Genomic DNA, 17,093 nt, shown 5'->3' with positions numbered 1-17,093 from the left:
CATGCTCGATACAGTCAAAGCCACTTCATCAACGCAGATCGCGACGCCGCATCCGCTGGATCCGTTGACAACGGAGGAGATCACGGCCGCCTGCACGCTGGTGCGTGCGGCAGCCGCTTCGCCGGAGAACTGCCGCTTCCCGACCGTGCGGCTGGAAGAGCCGACCAAGCAGGAATTGGCCGCGGGCGGGACGCCACGCTGTGCCTTCGCGCTGACCCTCGACGTTGTGACGGGCGAGGCGATCGAGCACATCGTCGATCTCGGCCGCAACGAGATCGTCGCGCGAAATGTGATTCCGAACCGCGAGGCGCCCTATGGGCAGCCATCGGTGATGCTCGAGGAATTCTTCAAGTGCGAGGCCGTGGTCAAGGCCGATCCGGGCTGGCGCGCGGCGATGCATCGGCGCGGGCTCACCAACAAGGACATCGAACTGGTCCAGGTTGACCCGTTCTCCTCGGGCTTCTTCGATTTCGAATATGAGCGCGGCGCGCGCATCGTTCGTGCCGTCAGTTTCTTCCGCGAGCATCCGCAGGACAACGGCTACGCCCATCCGATCGAGGGCGTGGTCGCGGTCGTCGACCTGATCGGCGGCAAGGTCATCGACCTCACGGACGCAGACCCGATCGTGCCGATCCCGCGCAAGAAGCGGAACTATGGCGCGCATGAAGTTGCGAACCCGCGCACCGACATCAAGCCGCTGCATATCGAGCAGCCGGAAGGGCCGAGCTTTGCGGTCGACGGCTGGAAGGTCGACTGGCAAAAATGGAGTTTTCGGGTCGGCTTCACGCCGCGCGAGGGATTGGTGCTGCATCAGCTCGCGTACCAGGACGGCGCGCGCAAGCGCTCGCTGATCCATCGCGCCAGCGTCACCGAGATGGTGGTGCCTTACGCCGATCCGACCGCGAACCATTTCTGGAAGTCGGCGTTCGACGCCGGCGAATACGGCCTCGGCATGCTCGCCAACGCGCTGGAGCTCGGCTGCGATTGCCTCGGCCATATCAGGTATTTCGACGTGCCGGCCGCCGACAACAACGGAAAACCCTTCGTCATGCAGAACGCCATCTGCGTGCATGAAGAAGACTACGGAATTGCCTGGAAACACTACGAATTCCGCAACGGCCTGTTCGAGGTGCGCCGCTCCCGGCGGCTCGTGATCTCGTTCTTTGCCACCGTCGGCAATTACGATTACGGCTTCTACTGGTACCTCTACCAGGATGGCACCATCCAGCTCGAGACAAAACTCACCGGCATCATCCAGACCGCGGCCGTGCAGCCGGGCGAAAAGTACAAATGGGGTGGCATGGTCGACGACGTACTCGGCGGCCCGACGCACCAGCACTTCTTCAACGTGCGCATGCACATGGATCTCGATGGCGGCGGCAACACCGTCAGTGAGCACGAGTTCGTGCCGCGGCCCTGGGGCGCGGACAATCCACACGGCAACGCGTTCGACACCACCACGCGCGTGCTGTCGCGCGAGCGCGACACCGCTTCCGTTGCCAATGGCGAGACCGGCCGGTTCTGGAAGATCAGCAATCCCAATGAGACCAATTCGGTCGGCAATGCGCCGGCCTACAAGCTGATGGTCAATCCGAGCCCGCTGATGCTGGCGCAGGAGGGCAGCTATGTGCGCAGGCGCGGAGGGTTTGCGACCAAGCACGTCTGGGTCACCGCCTTCGACAAGGACGAGAAATACGCCAGCGGCGATTATCCCAACAACCACGCCGGCGGCGACGGCCTGCCGCGCTACGCCGCGCAGAACCGCAATATCGAGAACGCCGACATCGTGCTGTGGCACTCGTTCGGCCACACCCACATCTGCAAGCCCGAGGATTTTCCGATCATGCCGGTCGAATATGCCGGCTTCACGTTGAAGCCGACCGGCTTCTTCGCGGCCAATGCGGCCTTCGACATCCCGCCGGATCGCAACAGCCGCAGCGTGCTCGCAGGCGAACAGGACGCCGCCAGCGAATCGTGCTGCCACAAGGGCTAGCGGAGCGGGGCCCCGGCAGGCTCTTGCCCGTGCGGCCCCGCGATCGACGCCGGACCGGCAACGAGCGAGTCGAGATCGACCAGAAACAGATCGGCCATATGGGTGAGCTGGTGCAGCGGGATGCTGATCTCACCACGCTCGGCACGAGCGACAAAGTCGGGCGAGACGCCGACGAGGTTCGCAATCTGGGCCTCGGTGTAGCCACGCGCCTCGCGCGCGCCCTTCACTTGGGCACCGATGTGCCGCCGATGCAGGGCCTGTTCTTCCTCGGTCATCATCAGGGCCTGCTCGTCCGCGCTCGCGACGCCATCGGCGAACGCGACGCCGAGCAGCCGCCGCTTCTGCCAGGCCACCCGGCAGGCCTTGCGCAAGCCGTCGGCGAAGATCAGCGTGGCCTCTTTCGGAAACGCCAACGACCAGTCGAGCTTCAAGCGTGCGCCGGTGCCGGAGACATCGGCGATGGTGCAGGGGATGCTCACGGTTCCCCTGGCACCCTCGAACTCGATGATCCCTGTTCTCGCCGTGGATTGCCTGGTCGCAGCGCGCAAGTCGCTCATCAAGTCGCTCATGGAGCCCCCGCGAAACATTGCGGCGGATTTTACCTCTCGGTCTCCCGGCGCTCAATCGAACCCGCACGCCATGGTGAAGGATTGGTTCTCCGGCGGAGCACGGCGCGCCGCCCGGGATGAACCTTCCGGGCCGGTCGCGTCACCAAGATTGGAGACTGCCCCAAAACCCTTCGGACATCGCAATGAGATCGATCGTTCTGCTCGGCCTGCTTGCCTTCGCCACGCCTGCACACGCAGCCTCTTCCGAGCAGCACTATCTCGATCTGCGAGACCGCTACATTACTAGGTTTTCGAAGGCCAAGGAGAGCGACGAGACCAGCAAGCAACACGATGCCGCGCTCAACGAGCTGACCGGCGTGCTGCGTGGCCTGGTGGGACCAGTTGTGATCAAGGGACTCCCGGCCGAGGGCAAGTCGAACGTCGATACGCTGTTCAAGGGCGACATCGGCTTTGGTCACCTCGACGGGCTCGCCTTCGCCACAGAGGGCGACAAGCAGCAGGCAGTGGTGACGACAACGACGCTGCTCAAGCACTGGCTTGCCGAGCACCGCAGGGATCCCATGCCGCAGGAGACCGACGCGGCGTTCAAGTCCGATACCTTCTACTATGCCGCCATCCAGGACGCGGCCTTTGCCAAATATGCCGAGCTGCCCATCACCAAGCCGGCATCCGTGAGCGCCGCCGTCGCGGTGCTCGGCGTGCGCGGCAATGGCGATTTGAAGGGACCGCCGCACGAGATCGACGTGGTGGCCATCCAGGGCGAGAAGGTCTACTTCCTTGCTGCGACCGAGGCCATCAAGACAGCTGAAATCCCCGCCTGCGAAAAGGTCTGGAAGCAGATGATGGCGAAGAAAGTGCCGGAGGATGCCATGGCCAAGGAAGACCAGGCGATGGCGGCCTATACCAAGTGTTTCGCCAAGGAGGCGCCCAGCCAGAGCTGGTTCGCAGCGGCGGTCAAGAAGGCGCAGGGCCAACTGGATTTGCTGCCGTTGCGATAGCGTGCATCGGCCGGAGATCGCGACGTGCGAGAGTGGTGCCGCGGGGGGCGCGTCTCAGCGCCGCTGGTCGACCCGCAATGTCTCCAGATAGGCCACGACGGCTTCGATCTGGGACTCGTTGAGCCTCGGATTCGGCATGGCCTGGTCGGGTCCCAGTCGCCGATGGCCTGACGTCAGGAAATGCCGGAGGCCGTCCGCGGAGAAGGATGATCGGCTGACGATCTCCGGGAAAGCTGGTGGGGACGGGCGGAACGCTGGTGTTTCCTTGGCAGCGTCAGCGACGACGTGGCACGTCCCGCAAGTGGCGTTGGCGATCGCGCGCCCCTCGGACACCTGGTCGACAAACAACTGATTGGGAACGGGCAGGGTGAGCGGGATCTGCATGGCGATCCAGGCATATCCGCTGCTCCGGTGGCAACCGTTGCATTCGTTCGTCAGGCCGGCATACGATGTCATGAACGCGGGGACGTCCTTCGACTGGAGCGCCTGGCGTACGGCCCGGACCTGCTCCTTGGCGCGATCGGCTTGTGACGGGTTCGCGAGCAATCTGCTGGTCGCTTCAAGATTGGCGTCGATCTGTTGAATCTCGTAATTCGCCAGACTCCAATTGCTCAGCTTGCCCGCAAACCAAAGCTTTGCGTGCTGGAGCTGAAGTCTGGTCATGAGGTCGGCCAGTGTCGCAGACAATTCGGCCGGCGCCGCCGCGCCGAAGGCGGACAGCACGATGATGATCGCACTCAACAGAACCGTTCGTAGGCGCATGTTCGAAATGTTCCGATGTCGCATTTGAGGATGGCATTGCAGACCGTACTGGCGTTGATCCTGATCAAGACGTTGTTCGCCACGGCAAATACCTGTTGTGTCTCTCTCGGAGGAAGACATGCGCGCCCACCAGATCATGTCCAGATGCGTTGTGACGATACGGCCGGAGGCGCCGGTCGCCGACGCCATCAAGGTGATGCTTGCGCATCATATTAGCGGCCTGCCCGTGGTGGACTCAACCGGGACACTCGTCGGCATCCTGTGCGAAAGCGATTTCCTTCGGCGGACTGAAATCGGCACCGAGCATGAACGCAACCGTTTGCTCACGATGTTGCGCGGAGCCGATCGGATTGCAGCCGAGTTCGTGAAGGAACACGGACGCACAGTCGAGCAGGTGATGACCCGCCAGCCGGTGTCCACCACCGAGCAGGCGCCGCTTGTGGAGGTTGCCGACCTGATGGAGCGGCGGCATCTGAATCATGTGCCTGTCATGCGCGGCGAGCGCGTCGTCGGGATCATCACCCGATCCGACTTCCTGTCCGCAGTTGCCGGCCCCCTGACCAGTGCTTCCGGCTACTCCAGCAATGACAGCCAGATTCGTCGCTCCGTCCTTGCTGCACTGACCCGGATGCCGTGGCAGCCGACCTGCCTGAACGTCAGCGTGAAGGGCGGAACAGTCACGTTACGTGGCGTCGTCAGGGGTGAAAACGCGCATCAGGCGGTCATTGTGGCCTGCGAGAACGTTGCAGGCGTTCGAGCGGTGGAGGACCGGCTTTATCTCCAGCCCGATCGACCGGATCCCGAGGATGATTACGGCGGCGGCGATTTCGTATCGTTGCAGATGGAGCCGTCCACGCTGGACGACGAGCCATTGTAGTCAAAGCGCACACCGCAGTCGCGGGGTGCGTCCTCCTGAATTTACCTGTCGCGGGCGCGACGGTTGCCAGACGGCACGATACGCTTGGCGAATTTGCCGATTGCCGGGGAAAACAGCGCGATCTCAAGGATCCCGTAGAGCGCAAGTACCATCAGCGCCTTGATCGCTTCGTTGGTCATTCGTTGCTCTCCGTCAAATGATCTAGATTGGATGCTTCTCGTGTCGGGTCAGTTCGGTCAGGGTATGACCGGGATCAGGCTTGTAGACGGTCCGGGTCGCCGTCGCCCGCGCATTGACTTCAGGATGAGCCAAATGGGCAGTCAGCGTGATCGCCATCATGGCGATGCTGCCGACGAGCACCAAGACAACCACCTTCAGATGGGTTGTCTTATCGATGGTGTAGATCGAGTGATTCACGGCAGGCTCCATCGTCAACGAGCCGAATTCACGCTGGCAATGGATCTTTAACGCATCGGTCGGAGGGCCGAAATTCGGGCCTTTCACCTAAGGACATATCCGTAAGGACGCATGGAAGAGGGCGCGGCGGTCCGACGTTCACGAGGAGGTTCCGAAGCCGGCGTGGCGAACATTGAGAATTCTCAAATCGCGCCGAACCGCTGTTGTTAGGCTTCTTGAGTGGCGTCACTCGGATCGCCGGAGGCGTCCCTCATGCCGCTTTGTACCTTCTCCCGCTTCCTCAAATCCACGATCGTGTCGGCATTGAGCCTGGCGCTTGTGCTTGGATCGGGCGTTTGCCGAGCCAATGAATTTGACAGGGAGCAGGCAGAGACGTTCTCGACCATGAACCTTGCGCCTCTGGTCAAACGCATCTCGCCGGCCGTGGTGGGAATCCGGGCTTGGGGCCTGCCCTCGGAGCCTCGAATCTTCGATCCGGAAGCCGGATTCCCGGATCCTCCCACACCACGAGAATGGCAGGGAGCGGGTGTCGTCGTGGACGCCCTGGCGGGTTTCATCGTGACCGCAAATCACCTGGTCGCCAGCGCCTCGGTCGTAAAGGCACAGCTCCAGGATGGCCGGGCGTTGGACGCCCTTGTGCTCGTACGATCCGATCGAGACGACGTTGCGCTGCTCCGCGTCGCCCCCGACAATCTGCGCGCGATAACTCTCGATTACGCTAGCGCGCTCGAGGTGGGAGCGCCGGTCCTGGCGATCGGAAATCCAGGGGATTGGGGACAGAGCGTGACAGTTGGCATCGTGTCAGCCCTCCATCGTTCGTGCCCCGGCATCGCCAACGGCGATCTGATCCAATCGGATGTTCGCGTCGCCCAAGGGAGTTCGGGCGGCGCGCTGGTCAATCTGCAGGGGAAGCTGATCGGGGTCGTCCTGGCGCGACGGAGCGGGTTTGCCTTCGCTGCGCCGGTCGACGCGGTCAGGAGGCTCTTTGTGGCCGCACAGTAGGAAGCCGGGCGATCGCGCAACGGATCGTCCGGTTCGCGGTGGTATCGTGCTGACGCCCGACGCCGGTATCGCGGATTTCGGCCGGAGCGGGTCCCGGTTCTGTCGCGACCGAATGTCACCGGGCCTTTTGGGAGGGGAGGTGCCGGCCGTCCTGCCTTCCTGCATCAGCCAATTATTTGGGTGATCCGCCCGAGGGGCGTGCATCAGGTGATTAGAGCTGGTTTTCAGGCGGCCGCGGCCGCGAATCTGTCATTCGCAAATGCCGCTGCGCGAGATTTACCTTTGCACCTGCGGACGCTAGCCGGCAACTTGCGGGCGTGTATGATATATCTTGCGGCATCCGGTCTGGCGCCAGCTTGGGCCGTGCTTGCTGTTTGGGAACGAGCTGGCCTCGACAGCGCCGATGAACACGCAGTCCCGCGACCTGAAAGGCGAACGTCATCGATTGACGGTGCTTTTCTCTGACCTCGTCGGGTCCACCGTGCTGGGCCGGGAAATCGAATCCGAACATCTCTCCGAACTGCTGGGGCAGCTCAGGGATATCTGGCATCGCGCGGTGTCCAAGCATGGTGGGCGCGTCATCCGGACGCAGGGAGATGGCGTTCTCGCCGTGTTCGGCTATCCGCGGTCCGGCGAGGATGACGGTCGTCGTGCCGCCGAAGCCGCCATCGACATTCACAGGTGGGTCGGGTTGTTGCGCCACGACAGCGTGTCCCCAGCTCTGCTGCCGCTCCGCATGCATTCGGGCATCCACGCCGGCACCTTGCTCCTGACTGAGGGGGATATCGAGTCCGGCCGATATGACCTGGTCGGCGATGTCGTGAACACGGCTGCGCATCTGTCGCGTCGGGCTGCCCCGGGCCAGATCCTCGCCAGCGTTGATGCCCTCGGTCCGCATGCGAATTTCTTCGAGCTCGGCGCCCCGGTTCAGGTGACAGATGCGGGACCGGACATGCCGCAGGCGCGCGCGGTGCTGCGACGAAGCACGGTGACCCGGCGGTTTGACGCAACGTCCAGGCGCGGCTTGACGCCCTTCACCGGGCGCAATGAAGCATTCGACTTCTTGACCGGCTTTCTCAGCGAACCACAGCCGGTCTCGCGACGTTGTGCGGTCATCGTCGGCGGTCCTGGACTTGGCAAAACGCGGCTGCTGGAAGAGGTGCTGCGAGACTGCGATACCGATCAGTTCAAGCTGCTGCGGGGCAGTTGCGAGAGCTATGTCGGTGCGGAGGTGCTGCAACCGTTTCTGCAGATGCTGCGCACATCTTTGGGAATAGGACCGAACGCATCCATCGCCGAGGCCGACGAGACGGCGCGCGACGCCCTGCAGCCATGGTTCGCCCAACTCGGTTCACGCGCGGAAACGATCATCGCACTCGCCTCAACGGGTGCCGATGCGCGCGGCGGTCGCATGACCGTCGATGGCGTCGTCGGTGACCTGCTCGGCTTCTTTACCGTCCTGTCCGCGCAGGGCGCGTTGATGATGGTGATCGACGATTGGCAATGGTCCGACGACGCGAGCCGGCAGTTGCTGGAAAAGCTCCTGCAATTGCCTAACGGACCGCGCTTCATCCTCGCCAGCCGGCCGCGCGACGACGGAACCGAGTGGATTTCCGGCGCGCCGCATATGCGGCTGGAGCCGTTCGAGGGACAGGAAACCGACATCGCCGTACGACGCTGGGTGCCACAGGCCGATCCTTTCCTGGTGGCCCGTGTTCACGCCTATGCCGGCGGGGTGCCATTGTTCATCGAAGAGCTGTGCCATTCGATCGCAGCCAACGACAGTGCATCGTTCGAGATGCGCAGCCAGCAAGGCGGATGGATCGCCACGCTGGTCGCTTCGCGCCTGTCGCGCCTGCCGCCCGGTCAGGTGAAGGTCGTCCGCGCCGCCGCGGTGATCGGAAACACGGTGCCGAAAAGCCTACTCATGGCGGCCTGCGGCAGCGAGCCCGACGCGGAGACCTTGCGGGCGTTGGCCGACGCGGATTTTCTCTTCGCCGATCCAGCCGGCGATGTGCTTCGCTTCAAGCACGGCATCACGCGGGATGCTGTCTACGACAGCATCACCCTGCACGAGCGTCAGGCCTTGCACAAGCGCATCGAAGCCAGTTTGCTGGCGCGGTCCGAGCAGGCCGATCGCGAAGATACGCTGGAAGCCCTGGCCTACCATTCGCGCGGCGCAGGCCATTGGGAAAACGCGGCTCATTATGCCGAACGCGCTGGCGACAAGGCCATGGCCGCCTTCGCGCTGGACCTTGCCGGGTCCCAATATAAGGCCGCCATGGATGCGCTGGATCGCGTGCCGGAACGCTCGCGCGAGCAGTCCCTGCGCTGGTGCTTGCTGGCGAACAAACTCGGCATGGCCAACATCTTCGATCCCCTGTCGTTGACCGAGGACACCAGCGTGTTCGAACGGGCGGTCGCGATCGCGTCCTCGCTCGGCGACACCGGCGCAACGGCCGGTGCCTATGAGTGGCTCGGCTACATGTGCTACGGCTTCGGCCGCTTTCGCGAAGGGGTGACGCACACGAGAACGGCGCTGGAATGGGCGCACAAGCACGGCGAGCCGCGCCTGATCGCCCGGATAAAAGCCGTGCTGGGCCAGATTCTCGCCGCGAGCTGCCAATACGACGAGGCCACCGCCTTGATCGACGCCGCCATCTCGACTGCGCGCAGCCGCCGACATGGCGCGATCGCCGTCGGCTCGGCCTATTCGCTGTCCTGCACGGGCAGCATCCTGGCCGATCGTGGCGATTTCGATGGCGCTCACGAGTGCTTCAACGAAGCGATGAGCCTGGTCGAAGGTTCGACCCATCCGGTCGTCAGCTCGGTGCGCAATTGGATCTCGGTCGCGCTGGTCTGGCAAGGCCGTTGGCAGGAGGCTGAGCAATTGGCCGTGGAGGGCGCCCGCGCCGCCGAAAACATGCGCAGCCTGCTGATGCTGGCAGCGTGCCGCGCTGCGTCAGGATTTGCCCGCTGGTCCACGACCGGCGACGCCGATGGTTTGCAGCAGCTACGAAACGCCGCGCAATGGATGGAGCGGCGCAACTTTCACTTCTACACGTCGGTTCAATATAGCTGGCTGGTCGAGGCGGCGGCGGCCGAAGGCGATGTCGATACGGCACGGCGGTATGCAGCCCACGTGCTGGGCCGCGCGCGCGAGGGTGAGCGGCTGGGCGAGGCAATGGCGTGCCGCGCGCTCGCGAGGCTCGCGGCCCGTCGGGGCGATTTTGGACGAAGCCGGCGCTGGTTGCTGCGGGCCGAGAGCTCCGCAGGCTGGCGCGGCTCGCTGCGCGATGCTGCTCTGAATCTGGCCGCGCGCGCCGAGCTTCTCGCGCAGCAAGGGCAGGGCGAAGCGGCCCGTCAAACCGCAACCGAGGCTGCCGAAAGGCTCAACGCGCTCGGCATGCACTGGCATGCGGAACAGACAAGCCGTCTCCTGTAAGCCGGCGGCTCTCTTCAACCGATATTGAAATCGTTCTTGAGCTTGTCGGCGACCACCTTGGCGAGCAGGTCGAAGCCGTCCTCGGTCGGATGAAATTCGTTGGCCCATAGCAGCTTGTAATTTCCTGGAAAACGAGGGTCCGCTTCCAGCGTGCCCGCGGTTTTGACGGGGAATACGCGGCCGGGATAGCTGGCCGCGACCGTTGCCACCATCGCGCCGACCCTGTCGATCAGACGTCGCGTCACGTCTCGCGACACCGCCAGATCGGTGATCCCGCGCGCCTGGAAGATCGGGAACAGCCAGGGCCCTGCCACCGGATCCTTGCGGCCGTCAGGAATCGAATGATCGTAGTCATGGATCAGGATCGGAATGTTGGTCAGATCCTTCAGCTCGTGGACGACACAATCGAGGATCGTCCGGTAGAAGTTCGCGATCTTGACGTCGATGAACGCGTGAACCTCACTCTCGATCAGCGGATCGGTGCCGGCGGGCGGCGCCTGGAGCAGCATCTTGTACAGCGGCGTGCTCGCCGGCGAGGTGTAGCCGGAGACCACGTCATTTCCGCCGCCACCGATCAGCATGGCCTGCGGTGCCGGTACGGAGGGATCGGGGTTCTGGAAGCAGTTCCTTATCTCATCCAGACTATTGGCGCCGGCCATCTCCTCCAGCCGCCGGCCATACGTGCCGAAGCGCTGGCTGTCAGCCGCAACATAGCCGAGCTTCTCGAGCGAAGAGACGAGGCTTGGCCGGAGGCCGAATGGGAATTTGAACAGCCAGGAGTCACCGAGTGTCACGAGTTGGGCCGTGGCCACTTTCTGGAGCTTCTTGGCCTCCTGGATCTGAAATTCATGGGGATCGTGGAGCGCGGCAACAGACGGCGAACGCAATTCGAATGCACGAAAATCGTTGGCGGTTAGCATTCTGGTCTCCAGGGCAAGGGTGAGGGGAGAGCCGGGGTTTTCCGGCAGCCTTCCGTCCAAACTCAACGTCAGCGGCGCGGGGCCCGCGCGCAACGGCAGCGTCGACTCCACCAGGCCGCTGAAGAAACCCAACATCACGGCCAGCGCCGGATGCGCGCCGGGACACGCATGCGTGGGATGGCCCGCGACCCTCCTGTTGCCGCCGAAGGCGTGATAGTAGTCCTTACGGCCGTCGACGAGGTTCTGCTGTGTCGCGGAGACCGCGCCGGCGACGACGATGTCGCCTGGCTTGACATCGACCGTGTGCTCGCCCGTCCCCAACGCGAATGACGCGACAGCCGTCCGCCATATCAATTCGGGCACCGCACGCAGCTGCATCGCGGGAATGAAGTCGTCTCCCAACCGGTTGAGGGCATCGGTGTAATCCGTTGCGGCCGTGCCGGCATAGCGCGCGCGCAACGACCACAAGGTCCCTTCGCGCAGCCATTCATTCAAGATCCTGCGCAAATTGCCTTCGACGGTTGGAATGAAGCCCATCATGGAGCCGGTAATGGTGCGCGCCACAAACGGGATGTCGCCCTGAGCCCGTTGGGAATCGAGCACGGCCCGTGTCACGGGCGCCTTGATCGTCGCGTTGAAGCGGTTGAGGAAGCCGATCATGGCGGTCCGTGCCGCCGAGCCGTGCGCAGCACCAATCGCCTCCACCTGCTGATTGGGATGCGGTTGGAAGATGTAACGCGAGGGTGACAGGAAATGGCCGGGATAGTTGGGTGGCTGGCCAGGCGTCCAGTCCCAGCGATAGCCGGCGCGGCGGAAGAAACCTCCGTCCTGGGTCAGCCCGAACCACTCTTCACAGAACACGGCCAGCAGCGGCTCCAGCAGCTCGCGCACATCGACCGTCAGCTCCCAGCTCGCTTCGCCGTCGGCCTGGGCAAAGCCGATCGATAGGTCTACCAGGGTTTGCAGGACTTTCTGGGTGGTCGCACGTGCAAGCGCGAATGCGGCTGGCTGGTCGAGAGCCATGATGGCGTCATTGCAGACGGCGGATTCCTGCTCGTAGGCCTGGTCTTCCTGTCCGGCGTCGCGGCCGAGATAGAGAATGCCGAACGACACTTGCATGCGGGGGAGATAGCCGGTGATCGTCAAATGGCGGTAGGGATCGGTCAGCACCTGTGTGACCATGTCCCGGTCGGCCACCAGCACCCCGAAGGGTGTGCGCAGCACGCCGCCGTGGCGCTCGCGGATCGCAGCCCATACCGATGCATTGATGAAATTCGCAGCTGAATCCGGGTCCTCGATCGCCGTCTTCCAGCCTGCCATCGCAGCGGCTTCGCCCTCGACGCGCTCGATCTCGCGCAGCCGTGCGATTTCTTTTTCACCATCGTCCACGCTCCACGGCACCAGCGGCTTGCGGCCGAGGCTTGCGGCCCATTGTTGCAAGCTCGCCAACGCCTTCTTCGATGGCGCGAAGAAATACGCGCCCCATTCGAGACGAACGAAGGGGCGGGGTTCGTCGTGGAGCCGGTCCGAACCGTCGAGCGACATGCGAACGGTCTGGCCTTCGTGCTCGAAACGGAAATGCCGGAGACGGCCAGCTTCGGCGAGACCGAGGAACGGATCGCTCTCCCCGGAGGAACTGCCCGAGCTGTTGCCGCCGGCGAGCCAGCTCTGCACCACCTCGAACTGCTCGCCGAGGCTGGCGTTGTAGGCCATGAAGACGAGACCGCGCTCCTGTTGCAGGGCATCCTTGGCAGCCTGCGCGTCGCCACGCTTGACGGGCGGACCGTAGGACATGCCGCGTCGGACGATACGCGGCGGCCGGGCGCCGCCGTCGGCCAGAGTCAATCGCACCCGTGGATTTGCGCGCCTGATGTGCGCGTGGAACGGGCAGGACTGGGCCTTCGTGTCGTAATCATAGTTGAAGTCATTGAACCCCGGGCCGGCTGGTGGAGTAGGGGTGAGCGGCTGGCCCGCCTTCGGGTGGCCGGTGGGCCAGCGCCCCATCATCTTGGCCAGAAGCGTCTCGCGCGTCAGGACTGGGGCGGGGTCGCCGGCGGCCGCCGCGTCGGTCGCCTGCCGCGTGCTGCGAAGCAGGACCTCCTCCAGCTCCTCGATATCCTGCCGCAGTTTGCGCAGCGCCAGAAAACTGCCGTCGCGCAGCATGGCGTGAGCACGATTGCTGGCGTCGCCGTAGGGGGCGGTCTTGTCGGCCACATTCGGATAGCCGCACAGGATCTCGCCGAGATGTACCTGATTGGAATAGCGCAGGCCGGCATCGCGTTTGTTGAGCACCGGATTGGACGTCCCGTCCTTGAAACCGAAATGGTCCTGGACGTTACCGGCGGCATCGCGCTGCCGCTGCATCCACTGGATCGAGAGCGGCCTGACGCCGGGATCCACGTCGACCAGACGCTTCATCTCGGCCAGCAACGCTGCTCTCGTCTCCGCCATCGGCGTCGCCGTGGACAAGTGGCGCAGCTGAAGCATGGCGTGGACGGCGCCCAGGTCGATGCGCGGAGTAGGATCATCTGCACGCAGGTCCGGCGCATCGGCCCCGAGCGTCCAGTTGCTCGCCGGCAGGCGCCATCGCTCAGGATGATTCCAGCGGACGTCGCCCAGCAGGCCGGCGCGCCGTTGCATGCCCTGCACGAACTCATCCGGCAGGCTGCGCACCTCATCATCCGTCAGGCCGGCGTGGCGCAGGCCCTCGACCGTGAAGGCGATGTTGGTGACGATCTGCCCCGCGCTCAGAGCGTCGGCTTCGGTCGTCACCTTCAGGACGTTCAAGAAGGCGGCGAGCGCAGCGGGCGTCGCGAACTGCAACAACAGCAGGGCGCCATGGTCCGAATCCGGGTAAGCCTTCACGATGCCGGCCTGCACATTGCCGGGATCCTGCAATTTCTGTTCGTCCGGCGGGATAAATGGCAGGTCCCGGCGCGGCTCTGCGACATCAGGCGGGGTCATCAGCCAGGTCATGGCCTCGTCAATGCGCAAGCGCGCGCGGCCGATGCCTTCGGCGTAGCTGTTGCCATCGTTGATCATGGCGACGAATTCGGGCAGCAGCTCATGCGCCGCACGGTGCAGGATCACTCCGTCATGCGTGCCGGGCGGGTAGAAGTCGGCGAGATGGTAGAGCCCGGCGAGCGCGCGTACGCCGTGACGGAAAGGGGGCCGACCGGCGGCTTCGAGAGTGAGGGGCTTGCTGAAGCCTGCGTCGGTGGGATCGACACCGATCAGGCCGTCCACCTGGAAGATGGACCGTCGCGCAATCTCCTCCGGCGAGGGAATTTTGATTTCCGTGACGATCTTGTCGGCACCGGCGCCCGAGGCGCGCCGATAAACCCGCTCTTCCATCCGCAGGAAGCGGGTGTCGTCCACGGTCAGGTCCGGCGTGGTGTAGAGGAAGTAGGCTTCACTCTGCCGGCTCTTCAGCCAGATGCCCCAGTCTTCATAGGTGTTTTCGTAACCGAGGACATAGCCCTCGGTATTGCAGAAGATGAGATCGAGCAGGCGCGCGGCCTTCTGCCAGATGACGCGGACATAGGCCTCCCAGGACCCGTCGAACGTTGCTGTCAGCAGCACATAGTCGACGGGGTCCTCGGTGCCGTCCTCTGGCTCGAGCACGGCGATGCCCACCGAATGGATACGTCCCACGCGGTCCACGGAGTCGGACAGGACGCGAGCGAGTTCGTATTCATATGCGCTCGCACGTCCGCCATTCAGCCCCCGCAGAACGTATTTGGCCCGCGTCTTGTACGTGGTCGCGTCCAGGGACGGCACGAACCCCTTCTTGATCGGAGCCAACACCCTGAAATCCGACGTGCCGGCCATGCTGCCGGTCTTGATGGTCAAATCGCGACGCATGTCCTGCCTCCCTGGCGGCTGGCGGCCGACCTGTCGTCGCGACCCAGCCGAAATACATCTTTTGCGTACTATTTTACCCAATGCACTTTAAGCTTGTATGAGATCGGCCGGCGCGGCCATAAGAATTTGCCCCATGCCTTCGGTCGCAAAGTCGGCGGCACCTCAACCCAAAGTCGCTATTTCTAAACTTCAACTGTGCTGTTCCGGCGCTGGCGGTTCTATGAACTGGCCCACACTTTTTGATTCATTTTTGGTGCGCAGCGCCCCAGTCGCACGAACCAAGTAAAGCAGCTCCATTGGGGAGGGCGCCTAACCGGCGCTACGGCTCGATCCACACGCGATTCATTGACCTCGGCAGCGCGCCGCCGTCGGAGGGGCACAGGAGAGGCCATTTCGAAGGCCGGACGACGCGGCGAACGCGCCTCAGCTCGGCACAGCTTCCGAGGAGCTTTGCTGCCGCTCCGTCCCGCGCGCCGACACCGGCTCGTGCTGCCAAGGCCAGCGGCCCTCGATCTCAAGCGTCAGGGTCCAGCTCAGGAAGGTGCGGACCACAACGAGGCCGGCGAGCAGGCCCAAGCTCATGAATGTCAGCTCGATGGCGATCGTCTTCACGATATCCGCGGCAACCAGCACCTCGAGGCCGAGCAGAAGCGACCGCCCGATGCTGATCTTGTAGTTGTCGTAGCGAGACTTGATCTCTTGCCCAAGCTGTCCTGGCCCGACCGGGTTTGATCCGAGGATGTAACGGGCGGACCAGATGATCCCCACGACGATGATGAAGACGCCGAATATCTCGATGCCAACGCCGATGAGGTGAATCCAATGGCTGGTGGCAGTCTCAAAGGAGGGCGGGGAATCGACGGCGAAGTTCATGGTCGAGGCTCTTGTCGCATCGACTTTTGATCGATCCACGGATCGTCGTGCCCATGTTGATCGAGATCAACGAGCCGCAGGCAATCACGAAGATGCTAAATACTCGACGGTTCACCGATCCAGATTGCGGGACAACGGAAAGGAAGTGGCATGCAGCTCTGGCTGATCCCCACTCTCTACGCCGCTGCGAGCATCGCGGCGGGCTTTCTCGTGCCGCGCTTCGAGTCAGCGTTTCTGGCCGTTAGTCTCAATTTGTCCACGTCCTCTGCTCAGGCGTATCTGTCCGCGGTTGCCTCGGGAATGATGGCGCTGACTGGCATTGTCTTCTCGATCGCCTTCGTACTGGTTCAGTTCAATGCGGTGGTCTATTCCCCACGTCTCGTCGTCTGGTTCGCGCGCGACCGGCTGTTGTTTCACTCGCTCGGCATGTTCGTCGCGACCTTCATGTACAGCCTGGCCACGTTGGCCTGGGTCGACCGCCAGGGTACCCAAGGCGTACCCTTCCTGTCCGCAGCGATCGTGGCGGCCATGCTGATGGTCAGTGTGTTGATGCTGGCGCAGCTCGTCCAGCGCTTGAACAATCTTCAGATCGTGCGCGTGCTGCAGACGCTCGGCGATACCGGCCGCCAGGTCATCGTCAGCACCTATCAGGCCGCCCAGTGGCCCGTATCTGGAACGCGCGCGCGACCGCAGGAGCAACCTGCGCGGCCGGAGCTGATCGTCAGGCACGTCGGAAGGCCGCAATCGGTGACATCGATCGATATTTCGCGGCTGGTCGCGCTTGCCCGCCGCATGGACGGTCTCGCGGTGATCGAGTGCGGCGTCGGCGACACGCTGCTCGAAGACACTGTGGTTCTGCGAGCCCACGGGGCGGGCGCTGTCCTCTCCGAAAAAGAGCTGCGTCGTCACGTCCATCTTGACGACCAACGGACCTTTGACCAGGATCCCAAATATGCCATGCGCCTGCTGGTCGATGTCGCGATCAAGGCGCTGTCTCCCGCCATCAACGACCCCACAACTGCCGTGCAGGCCATCGACCAGATCGAAGATCTGCTGCGACGGCTGGCGAAATGCGACCTTGAAACCTGCCGCGCGATGAGTGGTGTGTGTAGTACGCGCCCGATTTTGGCACGGCGCCGGCTTTTCCCGCAACCTAACCTATTGATTTCACTGCGCCGATTTTCCGAGCCGGTGGTTGATTTTGGCACGGAAGACCGAATTTTGGCATCCTGCGCGCTGCCGCTACTCAAATCTGGCACTGACCCGTCGCGTGCGCAATGAAGGACACGAACAACCGCAGCAATTGAGCTGGTTTTCCCCGCTTTCGGATAGGGACGCCGTTGACTTGGGGCAACTTTCGAGTCGGGCTAGAA

Annotated in this window: 12 protein-coding genes; 6 read left to right on the top strand and 6 right to left on the bottom strand. The window is 63.5% G+C overall.

The features are described 5' to 3' along the window. The first annotated feature begins 1 nt into the window (after nucleotide 1). Nucleotides 2-1,993 carry a primary-amine oxidase gene (locus L6637_RS02400; RefSeq protein ID WP_237869008.1) on the top strand — a complete coding sequence of 664 codons (1,992 nt, stop codon included), beginning with the start codon at nucleotides 2-4 and terminating at the stop codon, nucleotides 1,991-1,993. Here the strand turns inward: L6637_RS02400 and L6637_RS02395 are convergent. Further along, nucleotides 1,990-2,550 (bottom strand): helix-turn-helix domain-containing protein, encoded by a 561-nt coding sequence (locus tag L6637_RS02395; RefSeq protein ID WP_237869007.1) that lies wholly within the window; start codon nucleotides 2,548-2,550, stop codon nucleotides 1,990-1,992. The genes L6637_RS02400 and L6637_RS02395 overlap by 4 nt on opposite strands. Before the next feature lie 194 nt (nucleotides 2,551-2,744). Here L6637_RS02395 and L6637_RS02390 point away from each other — a divergent pair, with 194 nt between their 5' ends. Next, complete coding sequence (locus L6637_RS02390) at nucleotides 2,745-3,560, top strand: hypothetical protein (protein ID WP_237862420.1); 816 nt, start codon at nucleotides 2,745-2,747, stop codon at nucleotides 3,558-3,560. Between the two features lie 54 nt (nucleotides 3,561-3,614). Here the strand turns inward: L6637_RS02390 and L6637_RS02385 are convergent, their stop codons facing one another. Next, nucleotides 3,615-4,460: a c-type cytochrome gene (locus L6637_RS02385; RefSeq protein ID WP_237869006.1), complete on the bottom strand. Its 846-nt coding sequence runs from the start codon at nucleotides 4,458-4,460 to the stop codon at nucleotides 3,615-3,617. Between L6637_RS02385 and L6637_RS02380 the strand changes: the two genes are divergently transcribed. Further along, nucleotides 4,441-5,199 (top strand): CBS domain-containing protein, encoded by a 759-nt coding sequence (locus L6637_RS02380; RefSeq protein ID WP_237869005.1) that lies wholly within the window; start codon nucleotides 4,441-4,443, stop codon nucleotides 5,197-5,199. The two genes, L6637_RS02385 and L6637_RS02380, sit on opposite strands and share 20 nt — an antisense overlap. Before the next feature lie 41 nt (nucleotides 5,200-5,240). Here the strand turns inward: L6637_RS02380 and L6637_RS02375 are convergent, their stop codons facing one another. Further along, nucleotides 5,241-5,378 (bottom strand): hypothetical protein, encoded by a 138-nt coding sequence (locus tag L6637_RS02375; RefSeq protein WP_237869004.1) that lies wholly within the window; start codon nucleotides 5,376-5,378, stop codon nucleotides 5,241-5,243. Between the two features lie 22 nt (nucleotides 5,379-5,400). Further along, nucleotides 5,401-5,703, bottom strand: a complete 303-nt coding sequence (locus L6637_RS02370; protein ID WP_237869002.1) for a hypothetical protein — start codon at nucleotides 5,701-5,703, stop codon at nucleotides 5,401-5,403. A 165-nt stretch (nucleotides 5,704-5,868) separates the two neighbouring features. Here L6637_RS02370 and L6637_RS02365 point away from each other — a divergent pair, with 165 nt between their 5' ends. Both L6637_RS02365 and L6637_RS02360 read left to right on the top strand, forming a co-directional pair. Next, a complete protein-coding gene (locus tag L6637_RS02365; protein WP_237862415.1) occupies nucleotides 5,869-6,618 on the top strand; it encodes a trypsin-like peptidase domain-containing protein in 750 nt (249 codons plus the stop codon). 331 nt (nucleotides 6,619-6,949) lie between these two features. Beyond that, nucleotides 6,950-10,063, top strand: coding sequence for an ATP-binding protein (locus L6637_RS02360; protein ID WP_237869000.1), 3,114 nt, complete (start codon nucleotides 6,950-6,952; stop codon nucleotides 10,061-10,063). Between the two features lie 14 nt (nucleotides 10,064-10,077). Here the strand turns inward: L6637_RS02360 and L6637_RS02355 are convergent, their stop codons facing one another. Then, nucleotides 10,078-14,847 (bottom strand): hypothetical protein, encoded by a 4,770-nt coding sequence (locus L6637_RS02355; RefSeq protein WP_237868998.1) that lies wholly within the window; start codon nucleotides 14,845-14,847, stop codon nucleotides 10,078-10,080. Between the two features lie 423 nt (nucleotides 14,848-15,270). After that, a complete protein-coding gene (locus L6637_RS02350; protein WP_237862413.1) occupies nucleotides 15,271-15,720 on the bottom strand; it encodes a DUF1622 domain-containing protein in 450 nt (149 codons plus the stop codon). 150 nt (nucleotides 15,721-15,870) lie between these two features. Here L6637_RS02350 and L6637_RS02345 point away from each other — a divergent pair, with 150 nt between their 5' ends. After that, complete coding sequence (locus L6637_RS02345) at nucleotides 15,871-17,001, top strand: DUF2254 family protein (RefSeq protein WP_237868996.1); 1,131 nt, start codon at nucleotides 15,871-15,873, stop codon at nucleotides 16,999-17,001. Nucleotides 17,002-17,093 lie beyond the last annotated feature (92 nt).

It is taken from the genome of Bradyrhizobium zhengyangense (genome assembly GCF_022012435.1).
Lineage (GTDB): Bacteria > Pseudomonadota > Alphaproteobacteria > Rhizobiales > Xanthobacteraceae > Bradyrhizobium > Bradyrhizobium zhengyangense.
The sequence above is the reverse complement of the archived record's forward strand: the minus strand, read 5'-3'. Positions and strand labels throughout refer to the sequence as shown.